This is a genomic window from Desulfoferrobacter suflitae (assembly GCF_022603395.1).
GTDB lineage: Bacteria > Desulfobacterota > Syntrophobacteria > Syntrophobacterales > Syntrophobacteraceae > Desulfoferrobacter > Desulfoferrobacter suflitae.
On the sequence record NZ_JAIBKA010000002.1, the window covers coordinates 185514 to 206552 of the forward strand.

Consider the following 21039-nt stretch of genomic DNA (forward strand, 5'->3'; position numbering starts at 1 on the left):
TCAGTAACCTTCCAGCCTGAAGTCTGAAAAGATCATCGGGTACACGGATATCACTGCAAATAACATATATCCGATCATCGATAACAGGCAAAGATGTTTCTGCAAAAGGGGGCCGGCCGCGTGCAAGGAAGGGCTGCCCTTGAATCGATCTATAACCCCGACACCCAGCCCCGCTATGCCGCCCGTGAACAACGCCAGGTAGAGCGGATAGCCAATGTAGTGGTACTCTCTCTGAAGAATGCAGAAGGGACAGTGATGGCCGGGCAGTTCATAAAAATGCGGCGCGATGAACGAGATGACTGCGGCAATGGACAGGATCAACAGCCATGCGGCCGACAAGGAATAGACCAGGGCCGCTCTGCCGGTCCGGTAGTGGTGGATTCCGACCCGCAGTGTGATGAGGACGCTCAAATAAAAAATCACCTTGGTGGGATACGAGGGTAACGCCGCCAGCCCACCCGCCACAGTCTCTTCAGTTTCGCTGAAGAGCATGCCGCAGCACGAGGTGATGACATCGGCCTTCATCTGCACGAAATAAGTGGTTTGGAAGATCGCTTCGATCAGCAGCAGCACCGCTATGCCGATGAGAAGCTTGTATTTGGGCTTGATCAGCGGATAATCGGCCACGCTGTTGTCGGTCCTGTTGACAATGAGCCAGATGCCGCACAAAAGGCAGTTGAAAGCCTTGAGCACCAGGGTCGGATAGCCATAATCGTTGACGTTCAAAGAGCCGGCCGCACACATGGCACCGACGAACAAATCATGCAGGTTTTCGGCCGTGTAGCTGAACAGAAACAGGGAAATGATCTGGTACGCCATCAGCCAGGCAAAAATGGTCGAGATCAGGTAAGTCTTTTTCTCGAGGAGCAGCTGCTGCTCGCTGCCGCTGGCGATATCCCACCCCTGGATGATCTGCATGGCCATTGCCGACGCATAGGCCGCATAGCCCGCAGCCAGCACCGCTCCGGCCTCCAAAGCTATTATGGCGGGGCTTAGAATCACCTGGGGGTTTCCTGATCAATCATTTTACCATCGCGCAAGCTGACCACCCGATCCACTGCCGTGGATTCGAAAATGAGCGGGTCGTGACTCGCGACCAGTATCGTTTTTCCTTCATTTTTGAGGTCGTTTACGATTTCCAGAAGCTCCATTGACAGTTCGGTGTCGAGATGGGCTGTGGGCTCATCCGCGATGACAACGGCCGGATCATTGATCAGCGCCCGGGCGATTGCCGTGCGTTGCTGCTCGCCGCCGGAAAGATGCTCCACCTTCATGGGCACCTTTGATTCGATTTTCAGTTTTTCCAGTAATTCCAGTGCCCTTTGCCTGATCTCCTGATAGTTGCGCCCGGTTGGGTAGGCAGGAATCATGGTGTTCTCGAGAACCGTCAGTCCCCTGATCAAGTTATAATTCTGGAAAATGAAGCCGAAAGTCTGCCGGCGGGTGAGCGTGGCAAATCGTTCCGGCAAGCCGGTGATTTCCGTTCCATCCAGAAAAATCCTGCCGGTGGTCGGTCTGGCCATACATCCAATGACACTCAGCAGCGTCGTTTTGCCTGAACCGCTGGGTCCTTTGAAGACCGTGACACCGCCCGTTTTGATACTCAGGTCTATCCCGTGCAACGCTGTGAACGCGTTGTGCCTGCCGGGGTTGAACACTTTTGAAACCTGGGACAATTCGATCATGAGGAGCTGCTGTCCAATCCCGTCTATCCCTGCCTCATGACGAGGTCGGGATCCGTCACGGAAACTCTCCATATGGGGATGATGGTGATGAACGTGTACGGCACCACCGTCAGGAAAAAAAGCACGGCCAGTTCAAACAGGTTGACTTCGGGGCGCAGTCGAAAGCTGGGGTAGAGGATTGACCAGCCTTTGAGGGCGTGCTCGAAGAAGGGCGCGGAAAAGAAAAAAACATGGATGTAGGCACCGATCACGCCTGCAAAAAAAGCCGCCAGCGAGACGGTCATGCCCTCCCAGAATTTCATGCCGAGGATGTCCGAAGTCCCCCACCCGACCCCTTTCAATATGCCTATCTCGGCCTTTTCCTCGGCACTGAGACCGGTGGCCTTGTCCCACGCAGAAATGCAAAACGCCAGGATTGCCGCGCTCAGAATGACAATCATATAGCCGCTGCGCCAATTGAAAAGAGCGCTGTAGGTTCGAACGATTTCCTCCCGCAGGATGGGTCTGGCTCCGGGCACGATGCCCGTGATCTTCTCGGCGATGGTCGTGCACTCCTGGGGATTGCGGACGCGCACGGAAAAATCGGTCGCGAATTGATCCGGCATGCCGGTCAGTCTTCTGAAGGTCGCTTGCGACATCATGATCAGGTCGGCGCTGACCAAATCGGTTGCAGCACTGAAGGTCGCGGCAATTTTCAAATCCAGCGCCTTGCCGTCAACCATGCGGAAATACAGCTTGTCTTCCTGAACCGCTCCCCACGTGCGCAGCACCCCCTGCCCGACTTCGACCGCATCGTCCCCGTGGCGGAAATCCTTGCGCCCAATCAACGTATAGTTGGTCTGAGTCGCGGGATGAAAATAGTAGCCCCACACACGCGGCTCAACGGAGCGGACACCGCGAATGGAAGCAATGTCTTCCTGGTGAGCAAGGGGCATGAGTTCCTGCCTGCCGGCCATCATTTTCTGCACAATCATTTCCGGTGCATCGTGCAAAACGGCGTCTGCCTGGCGCCGCAGAGCATTGGAAAAAAAGATCACCGAACAGACAACAAATATGATGAGCGTATACACCAGCAGGAACCCAAGATTTTTGCCCTTTCTGCGCCACACGCAGGAAAGCGTGAAGTCCATCAGGCAGCGCTGGCGATCGAGCCACTTCATGGCGTGTCATCCGCAAGCAGAACGGTCGGCCGCACAAGGGACCCGGAAGGGAAGGTGTCAAAAGCCATGGGGTTGTCCTGGAAGGGAGCGTGCCAATCCGCCTGGGAGAGATTGCGGGTGTAGCGTGCTTCGCTAAAAAGGCACAGATCGGTGAGCTGCAAATCCCGCACAACCCGCTTTTGTTCAGCCAGGACCCGGTCGTATTGCTCCGCTGACAAGTGAGGATAAATAAAGCAAAGAAAACCCAGGGCAACCAGACACGATAAGGAAAACCCCAGATAAATCGAAGACCTTCTCATATACGGGTACTCGGCTCGAACAAATGCCTCTGCTGAACGGATTTGCCGTTCATGGGAACAGCATCGCTCCATGAACGGCACGGGGAGAAATCGTTCGCCATTCACAACCCCGGGGCAAACGCCGCAAATTCTGCCGGAGGCGCTAACTCCCCATCTTCTTTTGCATGGCTGCCTTTTTCTTGCGAATCATGAGGGTGTCCTGATACATGTCCTCGAAGGAGGCCTTGACGGCGTCGTCGAAAGTTGCGAGCTCGCCGCCGTGCTCGTTGATAAATTTATCGGCCGCCTCTTTGCCGGCAAAGGCCCATTTGGCCCTTGCCGTCATCACTCCCGGCTTGTTGCCGCCGATCACCCAGTAGGCTTTTTCCGCATCGATGGGCTCCTGTGTGTTGTAGTCCCCAACCGCAATGGCCTTCGGGGTCTTGCCGGTGTTGAGCGCCATGTCCAGAGCCGCGCAGTGGATGGAGCAAACCTCCGATTGGGTGCCGTCATTGTAATCGATCACCATCCAGGAGTAGCCGAACTTGGCCTTCATCATTCCGCAATACCTGCAACTGATGTCTTGTCCCTGGGCCGCGGATGCTTTGGCTGCATCAAAGACCACCGGGCCGGTGACGCCGAACGCGAAAATCATCAGGAAAATACACCCTTTCATCCAACCACTTGTGATAGCTTTCATACAGGCTCCTCCATGTAGTGTGATAACTGATGAGACCACCCCAGCACGCCTGCGCCCCTCAGACGGCGCAAACTTTCCCCTGAGATTAGCACATACTTCCATCGAAACAAAAAAATTTATCGGAAATGATTCGAGCTCCGCCTCCCTTGAGCTGCCGGTTACCCGCACACAGCCCCGCGAGCCACATTCCCTCTCCCCCCGCCGGCTGACAATTACTCACACATGGTCCCGCAGTACTCGGGGGACGCCCCCCCTCCCCCCGCGCGGCAGAAGGAGAGGGTCGGGGGGGAGGGGGTAGGTAACCGGGCCGTCCAATGAGGGAGAGGAGTTTTCCGTTCCCGGGCAGGCTGCTAATCAAGAGTCGCGATGAGAGCCGGATTGATTGCTTGAAATTCAACCACGGCTTTGCCTTTATGGTCCTGCATGAACTCTTCGGCATCCTCTCGCTTCTCGAACGGGATGAGCTCCCTGCCCATGGGACCATAGACATCGCTGCCGATCACGTAATAGGCCTTGCAGGCGTCGATCGACTTGAGATTGTAGTATTCGGTCACATAAATCGCCGCGATATCCGAGGGTTTTTTCTGCGGGTTATATTTTTTGAGATCAAAATAATACTTGAAAAGATCCTTGGCGCCATCAAAGTAAGCCACGGTCTCATCTTTGAACAGGATCTGTCCGAGCCAGTCCGGGTATTTGCTCACGAACATGCCACACACCGGGCATTTGTCCTGCTCCGTTGGTTTTTGCGGCGGTGTGGATTTTTGCACCAGGTGTGCCGTCTGATTTTCATACCTCTGCCTGTAAGCCCGCTCGCACTTTTCCACACACGCCTCACTGGTTCCGCAGTGCTCCAGACATACGTCCCTCTGGGCCTGGAGGGTTTGCTCGATGCTCTTGAGCTGCTGCTCCAGGGCGGCCTCGGAACCGGCAGTCGCAGTATCCGCCGACGCAGTGACGACAAGAAGCCCGAAGCAGCAGATGAACACGAATGGCACTCCCAATACGCTATAAATCGTTGCTCTTTCCATCGGCATGATCACCCTCACCTTTCCCTTGCATTTAATTTCCCGGATCATCGAGGTGAATGCGCCCCCACCCCAACCCTTTTCCTCCAGCTGACAATCATATTTGTTAAGGAGAGAAACTTGCATTTCTATGCCCGCGGTCACTGATAGGCGTCGTTGCGCTCTACCCAATCCAGTGGCCGAATTCCGTAGGTTGGGTAGAGCCACGCGGTACGCGGGACGAAACCCGACATGGACTGGGCGGACTGGCGTGGTTGTTGGGTTTCGCTGCGCTCTACCCAACCTACGCGTTCTGTATTAAGCATTGCCCAAACGCACTGTCAACCTGCGGAGACGCATGAGCCCCCTGCCATAACGGCCATGGATGACAAAGCCGGAACATTTGCTTAAACACTGCAGCTAATCGCTCAGCAGCAACAGGTACAGCGCCGCCGTCAAGCCGCGGTCGCCCCTCATGCGGTAGAAGGCCTCATACACATCGATCAACCCGTAGCCGTAGTCGTTATCCGGCCCTTTCGTCCCCAGATCCCGCGCGGTTTCGATGAGGACCGCTTCCAGGTCGGCCATTGCGGCCTCGGGAAATGCGCTCTTCAGCAGCGCCAGCGCCCCCGTGACGTGCGGAGCGGCGAAGGAAGTTCCCGTAGCCGTAGTGTACGAGTTCGGCTCATTACCCCCATTAGTAAGGTATGAAGTCCTGACCATTACTCCGGGAGCCACCAACTGCGGGAAAACGGGTTCATCGCAGGCGGACGGGCCGCGGCTGCTGGAAAGTGCGATCACCAGGGCGTTGTCAATGGCTCCCACCGCCAGACTTTCGGGATAGTTGGCGGGGCTGACGCTGCTCGCACTGGTCGGCCCCGCGTTGCCCGCGGCAAACACAACGCCGATGCCCGCAGCTTTCAGCAGCTGCACGTCTTCTTGAAATTTCGGCTCGCACTGGCCGGCCAATCTATCCAGTCCCCAGGAGTTGTTGACGACGTGCGGGGCGTCGTCGGTCAAAGGATCGCCGTCCGGATCGAGCAGCCACTGAAAACCGAGGTGGATCGCGCTATCCGACGCCTCTCCCGCGTCATTGAAGATTTTTACCGCAATCCACCGGGCTCCCGGAGCCATCCCTATGGACGACCCTCCGGCATCACCCCCCACCAGCAGGCCCATCACTTGAGTTCCATGCCCGTCGGCATCATAGGGACGATCCACACGCTCTTCATTGGGATCATACCAGCTGTTGGTCCCGCCGCGCCAGCGATCGGTCAAGTCCGGGTGATCCACATCCACACCCGTGTCCATGCCGGCCACCACAACCCCCTCGCCGCTGTAGCCCAGGGACCAGACAGCGGGGGCCCCGGTCAATTCGATGTTCCATTCCACGGCGGAAGCGGACGAAAAAGTGGTCTCCGGCACCCGGATCGTCTCATCCAAAAGGATGGCGTCAACCTTCGGGTAACGGGCAATGACGGGAATGAGCCCGGCCTTGACGGTAAAGCTCAAACTGTTGACCAGCCAAAGGGTCCTGAGTTTTTTAACGCCCGAACGCTGCACAAACGCCCGGAAGTCCTTCTGGCTTCGCTCGGCCCTCTCCTTCAAACCCTGGATCATCTCTGCGCGCCGCAGTTTGAGCAAGGGTCCGAGGCGAGATCCCACATCGTCCGCAACCTTTACGATCACCGGAAGTTCGTCGTTCGGCCCCAGAACATCCAGCATTTTCTGCAGTTCGGGGTCAACCGTACCGGCCTGTGCGCTCGCTCCGCCCGCTGCGATACCCAGCCACAGCGGCAGCCACAGAATGATGATCAGTCTGCCGAACTTCTTGCACAAATCTTTTTTCCCCGGCATGTGGTTTTGTGCTATCTTGTTGTCATGAAACTGGAAAAGATCATTCAATTGAGCCTGCTGTGCGCTTTCCTGCTCGCGCCCGCCGCCGCGCTTGCGGAGGATTTGTCCCATGAGCCGCTGACGCTGCCTCCACAGGGGATTGTCTGGAAAGATCAACAGCAAAAAGAATTCTGTGAAGAGCAAATCGAGCTCCTCCTGGATCACTTTCGCAGCGCGAGGTTTTATTCTATCCAGGGCGACAGCTGTCGGACAGCCCTTTACGCCAAAAGATTCATGGAAATCGTTACGACCTGCCGCCAGGAATGTCCCGCGGAACTGCTGGAAAAAAAAGGGTTCCATGAGGGCATTATCCGAAACCTCAGGACCCTGGAAGAACTGGGGACCAAACGCTGCGAAGACGGCAAGTAGCGGGCGCGCCTGCGGCCCTATACCCTTAGAATCTGCAAGACCACCTCCAAAAATCTGGTAATCGTTCACCGCCAGGACGCGAAGCACGCAACCTTTGCGACCTTGGCGTTCTTTGCGCCTTTGTGGTTCATGAAGGGCTGTAGGGTGAACGGCTGCAGAATCTGCGATCGCATCGTGAGATAGACACGCATCCTCTTGCGTATCTGCAGCTGTAGGTCAGGGTGTGCGCGGCACCCTCTGACAAACCCGCTTCTGCCCCCAACCCTTTGCCCACAACAAAAAAAGGCGGGGGTTATTTCCCCGCCACAATAAAATGGTGGTTTCTGCCCAAGTTCGTTACAACTTTACAAGATCAACAACAGATACATGGGGGACAGGACGGTGTTGCCCTCTGCCGCTGTGGCGCTGGTCATCTCGAAGGGCACGATGCCCGGCACCGAAGCGCCGCTGCCGTCCAGACCATGATTGTGGTGTCACAGATTCCAGATGGTGTTCCCCCAACCCTTGAGACCTTCGAAAAACGGGTCCGTTTGAACAATATAGGCACCCGGATCCCCTTCGGGTTTGAACGGCGTTGAACGGGAGAGGGTTGTGGCGGTTCCATTGATCTCATCCCGCAGAAATTCCACGTATTCCCGCGAAGTCCCCTGGTAATACAGCAGTATCTCGACTTTAGCCGCGCCTTTGGGGAGGATGTTTCTGAGGCTGACATCGTCATAGCCGCCGGCGTATTCGGCTTCGGTGAAATAATTGGGGGCGGAAACCCCGTGGTCCACCGGATCGATCAGCCGGGTGGCGGCATTGGCGATGTCAAACCCTTTGGGCGGGATGCGGTTGTCCTTGTAACGGCCGGTGGCCAGCACAAAGTGAAACGTTTCGTTCTCCCCGGTCAGATCGCTCTTGGGGTGAACTTCGTAGACAAGGGCGTCCACATAGCTTTCATTGGCCCCGACAGGATCGGCGGATGGGAATCCTTTTAGTGTCCCATTGCCGTAATCATATGGATTTATTTCATAAATCAAATTATCCAGAGAATCAAAGGCCTTGATATTGACGAACATGCGCCGCCCTTCGGGAAACCCCGAAATCAGCTTGTGGCCCGTGTTGTTTTGAATGCGAAAGGTGAGGCTGCCGTTGATTGGATTATATACGGCATTCTTGATGGTGGCCGCCCAGGTCAGCTGATTGCCGGCCCTGGTGGAAGCAGCCAGCAGGGCGTCGCCGTTGTCTGTCGGGGTGATGCCGGCTTCCATATCCAGCGTCAGGTTGCTGATATCCGCCGGCACGAGCAGGTTGTGGTTGGTTTCATCAAAAGTGGCGGGGTAGTCATCATCCAGGCTTCCCAGAATATGAGTGATCCACAGGTTGCCTCCCTGCATGTCGTGCAGCGGCGCCCCTGACTTGGGATGCTCCGTGCTCTCGTCAGGTCGCAGCAGAGCGCCGGTTTCTTCACAACCCTTCCCCACCACATCCGGCAGGTGACAATCCTGGCATTTTGCCGCCGACGAAATTCCTGTGGCCGTACGAAACTCCGGATTGGTGGCGGCGCCCCCCTGCTTCCCGTAACCCGACAAAATAAATTCCGAGAAGGTTCGCTCGACATGAAAGTAGCGATGGGCGGCATACTGTTCGGTAATGAGGTCCTTGCCCCCGGAGCGATCGGGCAGGCATTCCAGAGAGGGGAACGATGCGTTGAGGGTCTCACAGGCGTTGGCCAGGGCCGGGTTGGAAACATCGTGGCAGGTGGAGCAGAAATATTTGGACTTATGATAGCGGCTGTACAGGACGGTGTGATCGGATTCGCGGGTGTCGGCAAAGCTGGCCCTTTTCTTGGCGAAGCCGTTGTCGTCGCTCACAAAGTATTGGCCTGCGCCGTTTTCGTTGTAATCCCCATAGTACGGCAGATAGTTGGAAAAGAAATTGCGCGGGATGAGCTCACCTTGAGAAAAGAACTTGATATCCAGGGACAAAGTGCGGTCTTCTTCGCGCGTGAAGGCAGCCGCTCTCTGGGAGTCGGTGTTGCTGTAGATCCCCCAGTTTCCAAACTCATCCCAGTAGCCTTCCCAGTCGCTTCCTTCCCTGGAACCGGCAAAAGTGAGCTCAAAGAAGGGGTCCCACATGCGGTGGCAGGCTTCGCAGTGAACGCCGTCGAAATCGTCCTCAAACGACAGAGCGGGTTTTCCGATACGGCTGGCATTGGGCGGATCGGACCGTCCTCCCAGCCATCCGGCGGGGAAATGGCAGCGTTCGCAGATGTCCACCGCATTGGGATTGCCGAGGGCCCAAACCGAGTCCTGGCCGGCCACCGCCATGCACGCCCAGAAAATCGGGTCACGCCCCGCCTGGGCCATCATCGATCCCGACCAGGTGAACCCCGGAACCACAGTAATCGGGCCGTCAGGTCCCGGGGCCGTCGGATCCTCGCCGTGGCAGTTCATGCAATCGCGCGGATTCTGCAGCACTATGCCCTGATCGGGCTGGCTTCCCGGCATCCGGACCAGGGGATCATCCGCTACCGGGAGCGGCGTGAAAGCATTGCTCGCCGAAAGCAGGGCAAACAGAAACATGAACGTAAATAGAATCGACTTGGGCCTCATGACGTTCCTCCTCCTTTTACAGTCAAGTCAGCACGTTACCAAGACAATAAACAAAGTCAGTGATTTTCCATTCACTTGGTTCGTACCCACAGCCTCAGCACTTTTGCATCGACTGCCGGCACGGTTTGCTCGAGTCTACTGAAGAGCCATGCTCGCTTGCGCCAGGGGGGGAGAAGTGGAACGGCGGGCGATTACTGAACGACGATGTTTTCTGCTTGGAATTCGCCGATGCGCACGTTCACTCTGCTTCCGGATTTCACAAGATTACCTGCATTGGTGAACAACAAAAAATAGACCCGGTCCTTCTCAGGCTTGCGCGTGGTTTGTCGGATGGGACCCAATTTGGTGATGGGAACCGGCAGTTCCGCCTTACTGGCCTGATCGATAAGCACAGCACTCTTGTTGCGATCCAGGAGTGCCGCCGCTTTTTCGGGATCCAGCACGCGGTAGCGAAAATCGATGAAATGCCCCGCGGCGGTGAGACTGACGCTTTCCACCCGGATGCCGTACTGTTGCGCGGCAGCCCTGGCTGATTCGGATTTTGAACCGGAATCGGAGGTGCAGCTCAATTGGGTAAAGAGTACAATGAATAGAATGGTTAAACCCAAACAAAACGGGGTTGTCCTGACGATTCGAATGATGTGCTGATGCTGAGACATTTCCAATCGAAACTTTCTTTATTGATTCCTTCCTATTCGGTTCACGGAGCTGTTTCAATACCAGCCTGGTTCCATACAGAGACATGAACCGGTCCCAGACTTATATGTGGTGAAGGGCAAGGCTCACCTTCCTGCCGCGAACCGGCGATGGGCTCCGTCACGCGGAGCGCGTGACTTCACCCATCCTACTCTCGATCCACGGAGGAGAGCAAGCGATATCGCTGGAGGAGCTTCGTCCCGCGGTCTACGCGACGAAACCCATCAGAAATCTTGGTCCTTCGCCCTCCGGCATCAATCCAGCAGCAACAGCTGGTAGGTCGGCACCAGCACCAGCGGCTCCTGGATCTGCAGCGCAGTGAGCATACCGCCGGGAGTCGCCGAGCCGGCATTGGTCAGATTGAGCCGCCGGTCATACAGGGAGAACTGCCCCTGCGCATGCGGCTGCTGCAGGACCGCATCCACCGTCTTGCCGGCGACCAGTTCGATGGTCACCTGCCTTTTGGGATAGCGAAAGCGGATGCCGTCTTCGGCCACAATGGACATGTGCGGCATGTTCAGAAGCGTCGGCACATGGGTTTCCAGCCCGGCATTGAAGAACCTCAGCAGGATGTTCTGATTGGCATGCCCCGCAATGAGAGGCTGCAGGGCGGGATAAGCCTTGCCGTTGATCAAAAAGTATTTCGGGTGATAGTCGATCAGGCTCGACACCGGCAGCCCCGGTCCGTAGTTGCCGTTGGCCACGGCATTGTTGATGACCGGGTCGATTTCACTGAAGAACAGGATGACTTCCTTGGAATAGCGGGACCCGCCGATCAGCCCGCCGTAAAGCCCCATGGCCACCTGCATGGCCGGATTGGTGCCGCTCTTGTAGATGTAGCTTCCCGGTCGAACATTGGTCCATTCATAGGTCTGGGTGCCGTTAGGCGACGTCTCATGAGCAAAGGATCGCATCCGTGCTGTGTAGTTGTCCGGCGGGCGGAATCCCGATGAGATCACACTGTCGCTCAGCCCGTCGGTCCAGACCGGCCCCAGGTTGTTCGTCATCACCTGGCCGACGATGTCGATGGATGTCGGCCGCGGCAGCTTGTTGGTCAAGTTGATGGTCAGGGTGGTGTCCGTCTCGTCCAAAGGGACCGTCAACAGCGGCCCCGGCACCATGATCTGACCGTCGCCGGCTCCCGGAGCGGAATCCAGGGCGTAGCCCCAAACCGGGATAACGGTCCCGTCCGGCATGGTCACCGTGGTCGCTTCCGCCCTGAGATTATAAACCACTGCCGACGACGTTCCGACCAAGACCAGACACAACGCCGCCGCCATAAAGCCTGCCACTAAGCATTTTATCTTCAACATGCGCAACCCCCCTTTCTTCTATGGAATCGGCGTTCCGGGAGGCTCCACGATCATGAAGGAAACCAGGCCTCCGGGCCAGATATCGTTGCTGGTTAATTCTTTTTCCGTATGGGAATGCCACATGTAGAAAAAGCCGCCGTATGCGTTGAAACCGGGATGGCCCGTTGGCAGTTCCCCCATGCCGCCCAGGAACGGGCTGCCTGAATAGAACTGGCCGAAGGTCAGCTCGTCACGCGGCGGGATGACCACCGGGAAGGGCTTGGCATGATCGGCGGGATCTTCCCCCGGCGCCAGTTGCTGACCGGGCAGATGGCCGTAAATATCCCAGCCGATCCCGGCACCGGTCCAGGTCCAGGTGACGTCCACCGTCTGGCCGGGCAGCACCCGTATGGTGTTGGCCATCCACGCGAGGTCCGCCCCTTTCCCCGGAGCACTCTGCAGCATTCTGCCGTCGACGGCGAGAACGGAAAAGTCATTGCCGTGCTCGTGCATGGGGTGCGGGTCGCGCCCCCCGCCGATGAAGCGCAGCAGCACCGTTTCTCCCGGAAGCATGCGCGGCTGGCAGTTGTATGGCTGATTGGGCAACGTGGCAACGTAGTTTGCCTGCATCACGTCAGGGAAATTTCGGCCGTTGATGAACCAGTTGGTCGCAAAGTAATTGCTCGTATCCACCAGGTTGTATTGGCCGAAGGCAATGGCGCGATGAATGCGCGGGTCCATTTCCGTCAGCAGATAGAGAAACTCGCGGTCGAAACGGGTGTTGGCATGGTTGTAAGCATACTTGGCTCCCAGCTTGGGGCGGATGATGATGGCCCCCACCAGTCCCATTTCCACCTGCAAATCAGGCCTGGTGCCGCTGTGATACATGTAGGTTCCGGGCTCTTTGGCCACAAAGGTGTAAGTCACCGCATTGGCGGAACCCGGGACCGCTTCGCGCGTGAGCAGCCCCTGTGCACCTCCGCTGGCGGTCACGATCTGACCCGGAAACACAATGGAAACATTGCCGGCGGCGGCCGGCAGTTCATTTTTTAAGGTTACGGTGATGGTCTGGCCCTCCTGCAGGATCAGGGTCGGTCCCGGATACTGCATGGATGTGCCGCTTTCCAGACCATACCCCCACATGAGAAAGCTGTCCCCGTCCGAGGTGATGATGTTGCCGGTTCGTGCCACCAGGTTGAAGCTGGTGCCGGTTTCCCCCACGATCGTCGCCGCTGCGTTCCCCGCAATCCCCACGACCATCAAAAGCAGGACAGCGGCGGCAAGCAGGGTCCCTGGTATTTCAATCTTCAGATATTTTGCCATTGCGAACCCCCTTTCAGTTGATCACGATTTCAGTCATGAGACCACCGCGTTCCTGCTGGTTATTGCTGAGAAATTTGAGGTCCGTGGTATACAGAAAATAGGTCCCTTGGGGGACACCGGCGGTATTCAGGATGACGTCATAGTGCTCACCGCCGGCGGTATTCAAGATGAAGGTCTCGTAACTGAGATCCTGGCCGGTTGGCGAGCGCAATATCTGTGCTCCATTTCCCACCACCTTCATGGGAACCCCCAGCGTGGTGGTGATGGTGAAAAAATCGGTGGTGGAGATGTTGGACACCCGCAGCAGGATCTTTTCCCCCGCATTGGCCGAAATTCTCGCGTGCATCGGCTGCGCCGCAAAGCCATCCCGGTTGAGTATCGGATTGGGATTGATCGTGTCCGGGTATCCCCGCCCATTGATCATGGGATACTTGTCTTCCATGGCGGCAAAGGGAAGCGGTTGAACAAAAAGGGAGGCGTCATGAAAGGCCGGGTCAAAACCGGTCAGCTGCACGGCAAATTCACGGTCGTAATAGGTGGAGCCGTCCCCGTCGTTATAGGCGTACTTATTGCCCTGGATGTGGATGAAGCCGTTGGGGAACACAGTGCTGTCCGGCAATTCATTTTGCGCCGGCAGCACCCACAGATTGCCGATCATGCCCATCTGCATGTGCTCGGCGGCCTCCACGTGGCAATGATAGAAAAAGGTGCCGGGATGCCTCGCCTTGTAGTAGTACGTGAAGCTGGCCCCCATGTTGGCGGTGGGGGAGGGCTCCGGCAATCCGTCGAAGATGGGCGCGGCGTTCTTGAATCCATGCCAGTGAACCGAGTGGGGATCGAACAGGTCGGGCCGCATGGTCATCCCCACATTGGTCATGGTCAGGTACAGTTCCTGGCCCTCTTTCAGGACTATGGTCGGGGCCGGAAATGTTGCCTTGAGCGTATAATTGGCCAACACCTGCGCATCCGGCACACCCGGCGTCACATGCCCGAAGCTCAGCAGATACTGCTCGTAGCCGTCGCCCATGTAGGTGAAACCGTCGCCGCCGGTAATGTGCATGCAAACGACGTTGCCGGTTCCCGCCTGACCCGGGCTGATCCAGGTCGCCCCCGGCGGACACTGCGTCAAGACCGCACGCGCCGGACCTGCCGCCAGAAGCAGGAGCAGAATCGGCACGATCGATACGAGACAAGTCCATTTGCCTCTTGCCTTTGACCTCATTGGAACCCTCCTCTCATTCGATCCTTGGAATGGTATGTAAACCTCATAACTTTATTGGATTGATCGGCTTTTAACGATGCGTGCAGCGAGTTCCTGGTGCAGGTCGGGTTGCGACCGGCGGGAGCTGCCTGCCACACACGGTCCGTCAGGGAGTGCTGCGCACACCCCGACCTACAAACACCGACCCGCCCTTGATGCATGCAGCAGGTCAACCGAATATTTTCAATGGCTTTTGGTTCTTTCACGGTTCTGTAGCTCTAACTGTTCCGCCCCCCTGATCAGGGGGGCGGAACGGATGTTTAATCGAACAGCAGATTGTAGACGGGAGCCAGGCTGCCGCCGGGCGACCTGAGCACAAACGCCTTGATGTACTCGGCATCGTACCCGGTGGTGGCCTGGGTGCCGACGTTCAGGACGCGCACGCGGATTTCGTAGGAGCCGACATTGAGCCCGGTGGTGTCCCAGGTCCAGTCGGCACCCGCCGCAAACGGCCGTGCGATGGTCCAGGTGGCGCTGCCCCCGGCTCTCCAGGCAAACTCATACTGCAGATTGCCGCTGCCCAGGTAGCCCGTTGCCGTGAAGGTGATGAGCTTTCCGGGCAGATGCGGCGGCGCACTGTTGGTCAGCCTGAGCGCATCGGTGCTGCGCTGGATGGCATACCTCATGGTCGCCGAATTGGGCACCGCCGGGGTCTCGCCCACGTTCCTCACTTCCACCTTGATCAACGAGGTGCCGACTTGGGTATTCAGAGGAGCGTTCCAGTACCAGATAGTGCTGTTCAGCGCAAACGGCTGAACGATTTGCCAGGTGCCTCCCGTTCCCGGACCCATACGTGAGAACTGAAATTCCACCTGTCCGCTGCCGCCCGATGACTGCGCAATGAAGGCAATGACCGTGCCGACATACTGCGGACTGGTCAAATTGGATGTCATGGAAACGACCGGCTGGCCCGGGTTGGTGATAATGTAGCTGAGGGGCGTGGACGATACCACCGTATTGTCTCCGGCCGAACGGACGTCGACTCTCACCTGATGGGTTCCCAAATCCGCCAGCGTCGTCGCCCAAACCCAGGTGTCCAGGGTCGACCAGGTCTGCACCGGGTTACATACTGAGCCATCCGCGTTGCACAAATAGAACTGATACTCAAATCTCCCCGTCGGCCCCTGGCCTCCCGCGGTGAACTGCACCGGGGTTCCGGCCGGAGTTCCCGCCGGGCTGCCGCCGGTGGTCGCCCAGGTGACACTCACACCGGTGGCATTGGGTTGATTGGTGTACTCATCGGCGCCTCTATCCGACGCCCTGGAATCATTGTCGTAATCGACGTTTATATTGGACCCAAAGCGGTCTTGCACATTGCTCAGAGCGTTTCCAATGCCAACGGATCCGTCCTGCAGATGGTAATCGCCGATGGGGGTGAGGGGTCCAAACCGGACATCGATGAAGTTGCCGCCTTCGTCGATGGCCGCAGCCGTGTTGAGGGGCGTGGTGTTTTCAGGAACGAGCAGCTGCCCTGAACCGTTGTTGACGTAGGGGTCCACGAACAGAGGCGAACCGATGATATTGTTCGATCCTCCCGGGTAGGCCGCCGTCAGCACGCAATAGCGGGGGTTCAGATTGCCGGTAATGCCGAGCACCGCCAGGTCCCAATAATCCGGGGTGGTGGGCAGCAGCCCCCCGATGCCGCCGTTGGCGGTCACGTCCCAGTAAAAGGAGCGGTTGTGCCAGATGATGTTGTTGACCAGTTCCGGGTTGGAGTAACCCGCCTGACCGGGCGGCAGGATTGCCGCCAGATCGCTGCTGTGGGCTCGCGAAATGATGCCCGCCGGCTGCTGGCTGGAGACGCCGATGGGATTTCCCGGGGTGAAGGCTTCCCCCGCAGTGGCGGTGCTGTCGTTGTTGGCGACGGTGTTGTAGATGATCTTGACCTGCACCGCATCCTGCAATGAAATGCCGCCGCCGGCAAGACCCGAGACATTGTTCACAATCATGTTGTTGATGATGTCGATGGCGTGCCACTGGGGCGGATCGGTCGGCTGGGCAGGCTCGACATTGTCAGGGTTGTTCTGCACATCCAGCCCGTTGATGAGGGCCAGCCGGATGCCGCCGCCGTCTCCCGAGGAAGCCAGGTTTCCCTGGATCAGGTTGGCCAGTATGCTCACCGACCCGGAGCCTTCGGTCGGGCCGCCGACGATCACCGGCTGCGGACTGCCTTCGATGGCGATGCCGCCGCCGGCATTGGAGCCCAGCTGCACAAAGGACTGGTTGAAGAGGATCTTGTTATTGGTGATCATTCCATTATCGCTCAATCCCAGATGGCCGATACCGCCGCCCGAACCGGTGGTGAAGTTGCCGCAGATGTAGTTTTGATCGATGACGTAGCCGTCACATCCCTTGTACACGGCAACCCCGCCGGCTCCATCGGTGGTGGTGCCGTTCTGGGTGATGTGGTTGTGGTGGATATTGATGAAATCATTGTGGGAATCGATCAGTTGATCGCCGATCATCGGATGACCGAGCCGAATGCCGCCGCCGTGAATACCGTGGTTGCCCACCAGCTTGTTGTTGCTGATTTCCAGATATTGAGCATAGCCGTTCACCGTGATGGCCCCGCCGATATCCGAGCCGGTGATGGTGAAGCCGTCGATGCGGGCATTGGGACCGGCTTTCCAGGCGTTCGGACGGGTAATGTCCGGCGCCATCACCATAACACCCGGTCCCTCCGCGTCATTCAAAAGTCCCGGTTCATTGTTGACCGGATCGAAATCAATGGTCTGATTGGGCAGCAGGTCCACATTCCCCAGGTTGACCAGATTGGTGATTTTATCCCTCCACGCCTGCAGCTTTTCGCCCGGCGCCTTGACGGCGTTGATCATGGTCGATGGCGCGCCGGCGCCCTGCAGTTTCACATCCTTCCAGAGCACCACCAATTCGTTGTAGATGCCCGGAGTCACCAGCACGAGGTCGCCTGGACTGGCGCCGTCAATGGCTCCTTGAATGACATTCTGGCCGGGTTGGGGATCCACCCGGCGCACCACGCCGTTGAAATCCCAACCCATGGTCACATGTACACCCACCTGGGTGGATCTGCCGTTGTCCGCCCGGGTGATGACCAGCTGCCCGGAAGGAATAGTGTTGGGCACCGTCACGTCGATCTCCAGGTTGGTCCAGACCACATTCGCCGCCGGCACCACCACGCCGCCGATGCTCACCGTTCCCTCTGTGTCACCAAATCCGTAATCGCGCTGCATGGTTTGCGGCGTGCCGAGGGTTTCATTGTAGGCCGGGTTGCTCACCTCGGTATCACCCATCGATAGAATTCTCAACTGGTCGTTGGGATTCTGCACATACGGCCCCATCCAGGTGTTGGTGAAAGCCTGTTTGATCATCGGGGTGCCGTTGGGCAGCTCGCAGTCCAGCGGCAGCTGGTTCGGCCCGGCAAAGGCCGCGATGGGCAGCACCGGGGTATCGAGATAGGTGGTCACCCCCGGCATATACTGGAAGGTATAGCAGAAGGTGCTGTACTGCCGGTCGTAGTACGGATCGGTGATCATCTGCCCGAATGTCAGCGAAGCGGGGTTGGTGTCCACCACCGGCCCCGGATCGTTCATACAGGTGATCAACATATTGGGCGACATGCCGCTGGGGCTGGGAATATTGGTTGTGTAGGTCGAAGGCACCAGCGCGTTGAACTGGCCGTACTGGTCGGAATAAACCCGGTTGATCTCCACCCCGTTGAAATCGCGGATCGACACCGGCACCCAGCGCGGCGCCTGCTTTTCCCCGAAGGTCGGGTTGTTGGGATCAAACTCGTTGGCCAAATCGTTCAGAATCATGCCCTTGATGTGGCCCGAAACGGGGGCCGGAGTGAAGAAGAAGAAGTCCGCCGCCGCATTTCTACTCTCCTCGAGGGGCACCTGCTTGCGGTCGCAAAGGGGCCTCATCTGACCGGCAAACGGGGCTTCCACCCTCACTTCAGGGTTGTTCGCAAACAACGTCAAATATTGCGGCACCAGGTGGTTGTCGCCCACGCATATGGGCGGCAGGGCCAGCGGACTGGGGGTGTAGGAGTCGCCGAAATCGACGTTCTTGCTCTCCTCTTTGACCAGCTCGTATCCTTGCGGAGTCGCCGCCTGCACGATGTACATGCCGGTCGGGAGACCGTCTACCTCGTCGCTTCCGGAAGCCATGCCGCCGGGGAAGTAGGAGCCAAAGGCATAGCCGCCGTCGAACACGCCCGGCCGCACCTGGTTGAAGTTGCGCAGTCCGTCATAGCACTTGCCCAGATTATAGAAAGGATCGGTGACATCGCCGGGGCAGCCCTCGGGCAGGCTGTCGTCCCAACTGTCGGTCCAGGTGATCTGAATCGCATCCCCCGGCTCGAAAGTTCCGTTCAGAAGATGATCGACGTCTTCCGGCCCCGGAACACCCGTGTAGTCGGGATGAGTGGTATCAAACTGGCCCGTCCACTGGAAGGGGTAGTTGTCCACGTCGGCCACGGTGGGACCGCCGCTGCCGTCGAGATCGTCAATAACGCCGTCCAGGTTGGAATCCCGATAAAGAACCATCTGCGCCCTGGGAATTCCGGGCTGCCAGGTTTCGCCTCCGTTAAAGCGCGGATCATCTTCCGCCCGCGTCGTGTCATAGAACACAATACCCGATATGCCGCCGTTCTCGCCGGGGCCATAGTTCACTTTGCCCCAGTTGATCTCGTTGGTCTGCCCGAGAAAAGCCTGGAAGGCCTGGGTGAGCACTTCTCCGGTCTCGGTGCGATAGGGCCGGTTGAAATTCTCCGGCTGCCGCTGCGGCGTCAAGCGGTTGCGGGACGGCCAGGTCCAGCTGTTGTCGGGCAGCACCTCGCCGCCGGCATCCACCACAATAGTGGCCCCGGTCGCCTTGAAGCGGAGAAAATCGACTTCCGCCACCAGCCAGTTGAAAAAGGGGAAAACCTGGTCGAGGGCGTAATTCCCGCCGTCATCGGTTGTCGTCGATTGATAGACGGAGCCGTCCCGCCAGCGGATATTGACCGCCTGACCCCCAATGCCGCCCTCTCCCGGATCCTGGAAGCCGTTTTGATTGGCGTCGTAGAATACCGTACCGATGAGGTGGGCGAACCAGTCAAACACCGCTACCGGCCCCAACGTCACCGTCGTGTCGCCGGGATTTACGGTGAGACCCAAAGAAGCAAAAATGATATTTAAATTTTCGTCAAATATGACCAACTGGTAGTTTCCCGGAGGCACATCGGTAATGGTGAAGGTGCTGTCGGCGCCGCAAGGAGCTGCATAGATGCCTCGTCCGAGCCCCACCGACATGTCGTTCAGCCCAACCCATGCGCCGGGAAAAGGCTGACCGGCCCAGAAGGTGTAATCGGGCGGCCGGGACATGTGCGTATTGACCACCTGGCCGGTGATGGTGGCGCCTCCCGTGAGCACCGTGGTGTCCTTCATCTGGCGCACAAAGCCGAAATCGCAATGGTGCCCGGCGGGACCGAATTCGGTGAAATAGGGAGGCTCGTTGGCTTTCACCCAGGCATCGATCACCCGGCTTCCCTCGATGGTGCTGGTCTGGATCCAGGGGGCCTGACCAGGCGGGACGGCCGGTGGCGAGACGCGCACGCCGTATTTGCCCGGTGGGAGGTACTTGATCAAGGCAAGACCGTTGACGTCGGTCTCGATGGTGCCGGTCCCCTCGGTTATAATCGATCCGTCGGGGTTATAGGTGGTGCCCAATGGATTGCCGAACGCATCCTGCAGCACCTGGCCGCCGCTCGCCCCATAGCGGCCGCCCGCCTCTTCCAGGATCACCTTGAAGCCCTGCAGGCCCAGCTCCTGGGGAAGGTCGGGAGCGTTACTGATGGGGTAAGTGTCCTCAAAGACAAAAATGGAAATCTGCGCGGTCGGCAGCGGCAGCTGGTTGACGATCGCCGTGGCGGTAGCCTGACCGGGAGCGACCGACACACCGCCGTTGGTATAACCCGAATCGGGCAATACCGAAATGTAGTAATATTTGGCGGGGTCAAGACAGATGGGGTCGCCGGCGGCACCCGTGCACATCGGAGGCAACGGCGTCGCCTGGTTTCCCACCGCCACGACCGGCATGTAACTCTTGTGAAAATTCAAAGCGATGGGCTCCGGGTCGGCAAATCCCGGAATGGGATGAAAGGTCTGATCTTCCTCGATGACCCATTGGTAACTGCTGACAGGTTGCCCATTGGGGTTGACCACGTTCAAAGTGAGTGCCTGAAGGTCCGGCGCCCCAAAACACAAAGCGGCTGCCAGGAACAACGCCACAAAAAACAATTTCGGGTATCGGCCGGCCCTGCGGGCCGCCTCATTTCGCATTGAAGATCCCATGTTTCCTCCTCATCGTTACCGGTAGCCGGTGCCCTGGGTGACTCAGAACCACGTTGCGCCACCACTGCTATAATTTGCTGTAAAACCGTTTCCTCAATATATATGGTCTAAATATATGGTCTAAAAATGTTGTTCCTTGTGATGACTGACAATGAAGCCAAGGAGTCTCTCATTTCGTTAGGTTCATGATTGAATACAAACGGCTGAGCACAGGCGGTGCCCAACCAACCGAGAGCCAATAATCAGCAATAAGAATGATTATTTGTTTTTGCCTATCCCATTTTCGACAATGTCGCTTTGTTAAGAAACACCCGAATATAAATCTACTTAGAGAGGTGAAATATTCAATTAGCAATAGTCGGTATTTTTCATCTACATACCCTACTGGCAACACAGGTTTTTCGGCTTTCGGCTTTCCTCCAACCCGACCCATGTGAGCGCCCGATGTATCTTTTCTATAA

General features: G+C 57.6%; 14 protein-coding genes. 1 reads left to right on the top strand and 13 read right to left on the bottom strand.

From position 1 onward, the window contains the following. From K1V27_RS03735 to K1V27_RS03765, 7 genes are all read right to left on the bottom strand, one after another. On the bottom strand, positions 1–1002 hold the full coding sequence (locus tag K1V27_RS03735) for a hypothetical protein (RefSeq protein ID WP_258928186.1): 1002 nt from the start codon (positions 1000–1002) through the stop codon (positions 1–3). After that, positions 999–1685 (bottom strand): ABC transporter ATP-binding protein, encoded by a 687-nt coding sequence (locus K1V27_RS03740; protein WP_258928187.1) that lies wholly within the window; start codon positions 1683–1685, stop codon positions 999–1001. The genes K1V27_RS03735 and K1V27_RS03740 overlap by 4 nt, the downstream gene beginning before the upstream one ends. 23 nt (positions 1686–1708) lie before the next feature. Next, positions 1709–2845: an ABC transporter permease gene (locus K1V27_RS03745; protein ID WP_258928188.1), complete on the bottom strand. Its 1137-nt coding sequence runs from the start codon at positions 2843–2845 to the stop codon at positions 1709–1711. Next, positions 2842–3144, bottom strand: coding sequence for a hypothetical protein (locus tag K1V27_RS03750; protein WP_258928189.1), 303 nt, complete (start codon positions 3142–3144; stop codon positions 2842–2844). Before K1V27_RS03750 ends, K1V27_RS03745 begins: the two co-directional genes overlap by 4 nt. 142 nt (positions 3145–3286) lie before the next feature. Further along, a complete protein-coding gene (locus tag K1V27_RS03755) occupies positions 3287–3823 on the bottom strand; it encodes a nitrous oxide reductase accessory protein NosL (protein ID WP_258928190.1) in 537 nt (178 codons plus the stop codon). A gap of 350 nt (positions 3824–4173) precedes the next feature. After that, positions 4174–4860 (bottom strand): nitrous oxide reductase accessory protein NosL, encoded by a 687-nt coding sequence (locus K1V27_RS03760; RefSeq protein ID WP_258928191.1) that lies wholly within the window; start codon positions 4858–4860, stop codon positions 4174–4176. A gap of 390 nt (positions 4861–5250) precedes the next feature. Then, the gene (locus K1V27_RS03765; RefSeq protein ID WP_258928192.1) at positions 5251–6687 is read right to left on the bottom strand and encodes a S8 family serine peptidase; all 1437 of its coding nucleotides are present in this window, start codon (positions 6685–6687) and stop codon (positions 5251–5253) included. Positions 6688–6693: 6 nt separating this feature from the next. Between K1V27_RS03765 and K1V27_RS03770 the strand changes: the two genes are divergently transcribed. Next, positions 6694–7095, top strand: coding sequence for a hypothetical protein (locus tag K1V27_RS03770; RefSeq protein WP_258928193.1), 402 nt, complete (start codon positions 6694–6696; stop codon positions 7093–7095). A gap of 473 nt (positions 7096–7568) precedes the next feature. Here the strand turns inward: K1V27_RS03770 and K1V27_RS03775 are convergent, their stop codons facing one another. From K1V27_RS03775 to K1V27_RS03800, 6 genes are all read right to left on the bottom strand, one after another. Then, a complete protein-coding gene (locus K1V27_RS03775; RefSeq protein WP_258928194.1) occupies positions 7569–9692 on the bottom strand; it encodes a hypothetical protein in 2124 nt (707 codons plus the stop codon). Positions 9693–9883: 191 nt separating this feature from the next. Next, the gene (locus K1V27_RS03780; RefSeq protein WP_258928195.1) at positions 9884–10351 is read right to left on the bottom strand and encodes a hypothetical protein; all 468 of its coding nucleotides are present in this window, start codon (positions 10349–10351) and stop codon (positions 9884–9886) included. Positions 10352–10642: 291 nt separating this feature from the next. Next, a complete protein-coding gene (locus K1V27_RS03785) occupies positions 10643–11701 on the bottom strand; it encodes a cupredoxin domain-containing protein (RefSeq protein WP_258928196.1) in 1059 nt (352 codons plus the stop codon). An 18-nt stretch (positions 11702–11719) separates the two neighbouring features. Further along, the gene (locus K1V27_RS03790) at positions 11720–13003 is read right to left on the bottom strand and encodes a multicopper oxidase domain-containing protein (protein WP_258928197.1); all 1284 of its coding nucleotides are present in this window, start codon (positions 13001–13003) and stop codon (positions 11720–11722) included. Positions 13004–13016: 13 nt separating this feature from the next. Then, on the bottom strand, positions 13017–14225 hold the full coding sequence (locus K1V27_RS03795) for a multicopper oxidase domain-containing protein (RefSeq protein WP_258928198.1): 1209 nt from the start codon (positions 14223–14225) through the stop codon (positions 13017–13019). Between the two features lie 299 nt (positions 14226–14524). Beyond that, a complete protein-coding gene (locus K1V27_RS03800; protein ID WP_258928199.1) occupies positions 14525–20578 on the bottom strand; it encodes an SdrD B-like domain-containing protein in 6054 nt (2017 codons plus the stop codon). Positions 20579–21039 lie beyond the last annotated feature (461 nt).

Bases quoted from the DNA above. Each gene is read 5' to 3' on its own strand.
- K1V27_RS03740 (WP_258928187.1), bottom strand. From the start codon at position 1,685: ATGATCGAATTGTCCCAGGTTTCAAAAGTGTTCAACCCCGGCAGGCAC.
- K1V27_RS03745 (WP_258928188.1), bottom strand. From the start codon at position 2,845: ATGAAGTGGCTCGATCGCCAGCGCTGCCTGATGGACTTCACGCTTTCC.
- K1V27_RS03750 (WP_258928189.1), bottom strand. From the start codon at position 3,144: ATGAGAAGGTCTTCGATTTATCTGGGGTTTTCCTTATCGTGTCTGGTT.
- K1V27_RS03755 (WP_258928190.1), bottom strand. From the start codon at position 3,823: ATGAAAGCTATCACAAGTGGTTGGATGAAAGGGTGTATTTTCCTGATG.
- K1V27_RS03760 (WP_258928191.1), bottom strand. From the start codon at position 4,860: ATGCCGATGGAAAGAGCAACGATTTATAGCGTATTGGGAGTGCCATTC.
- K1V27_RS03765 (WP_258928192.1), bottom strand. From the start codon at position 6,687: ATGCCGGGGAAAAAAGATTTGTGCAAGAAGTTCGGCAGACTGATCATC.
- K1V27_RS03775 (WP_258928194.1), bottom strand. From the start codon at position 9,692: ATGAGGCCCAAGTCGATTCTATTTACGTTCATGTTTCTGTTTGCCCTG.
- K1V27_RS03780 (WP_258928195.1), bottom strand. From the start codon at position 10,351: ATGTCTCAGCATCAGCACATCATTCGAATCGTCAGGACAACCCCGTTT.
- K1V27_RS03785 (WP_258928196.1), bottom strand. From the start codon at position 11,701: ATGTTGAAGATAAAATGCTTAGTGGCAGGCTTTATGGCGGCGGCGTTG.
- K1V27_RS03790 (WP_258928197.1), bottom strand. From the start codon at position 13,003: ATGGCAAAATATCTGAAGATTGAAATACCAGGGACCCTGCTTGCCGCC.
- K1V27_RS03795 (WP_258928198.1), bottom strand. From the start codon at position 14,225: ATGAGGTCAAAGGCAAGAGGCAAATGGACTTGTCTCGTATCGATCGTG.
- K1V27_RS03800 (WP_258928199.1), bottom strand. From the start codon at position 20,578: ATGGGATCTTCAATGCGAAATGAGGCGGCCCGCAGGGCCGGCCGATAC.